Source organism: Cetobacterium somerae ATCC BAA-474 (genome assembly GCF_000479045.1).
Classification (GTDB): domain Bacteria; phylum Fusobacteriota; class Fusobacteriia; order Fusobacteriales; family Fusobacteriaceae; genus Cetobacterium_A; species Cetobacterium_A somerae.
Genome location: NZ_KI518127.1, coordinates 1 through 838, shown reverse-complemented (window position 1 = coordinate 838; position 838 = coordinate 1). Strand labels below are relative to the sequence as shown.

The window sequence follows — 838 nt, the reverse complement described above, 5'->3', positions numbered from 1 at the left end:
CTATGGAGTTATATAAAGATACTGAATCTTTAGTTTTTAAAGAAGGCAATAAAAAATATTCAATAAAATTTTTTAGAGTATATTATCCTAAAAGATATGAAATAAGAGCTTTAGACAAAAAGGTAAGAGATGATATATATGAATTTAAAAATGGAGTATCTTTTGATAAATTTCTTATTGAAATAAAGGATTGGCTTATAGAAAAGTATGGAATTTATCAATTAAATAGAATAGTTTTTCTTCCTATACCAGCATCTAATAAAAAAGTAAATGAAAAAAGATACAAGAAATTTTGTGAACTTTTATGTGAAGATTTAAAAATTGAAAATGGATATAGTTATATAAGTATGAAAGAGAATAATTCTCCAAATCATTTAAAAAATGATGTAAAAGCTAAGAAATATGAGTTTATATTAAACGAAGATAGATTAAGAGGAAAACGACTTATAGTTTTTGATGATATATTAACTTCTGGAAAAACTTTTTATTCTTTAGCTACCACTTTAGATGGTTTAAATTGCAAAATTAGATTAGCTATATTTTTAGCGAGAACAATAAAAGAAGAGGACTATGTTGAAGAATATTTTACGATTTATAAGTAACGTAAATGTTAGTAAAGTGAAAAAGAAGAATTGAATATTTTGGGGAAAAGTTTTAAAAAAAAAGTGAAGTCATAAATAAAATTTATAATTATTAGATTTTTCTTGAGTCTATTGACTTAATTAAAAATTTAATCTATTAAAGTATTTTTATAAAAATGAAAAAAAAATTTCAAAAAAAGATTGACAATATAGGATTAAATTTGTTATTATCATTTCAAATAAAAAAATAGGAGGAA

General features: G+C 21.1%; 1 protein-coding gene. It reads left to right on the top strand.

Going from position 1 to position 838, the window contains the following annotated elements; all coding sequences use genetic code 11:
• Nucleotides 1-602: hypothetical protein (locus HMPREF0202_RS15270; RefSeq protein ID WP_023052249.1), on the top strand; the 602-nt coding region annotated here is incomplete at its 5' end.
• Nucleotides 603-838 lie beyond the last annotated feature (236 nt).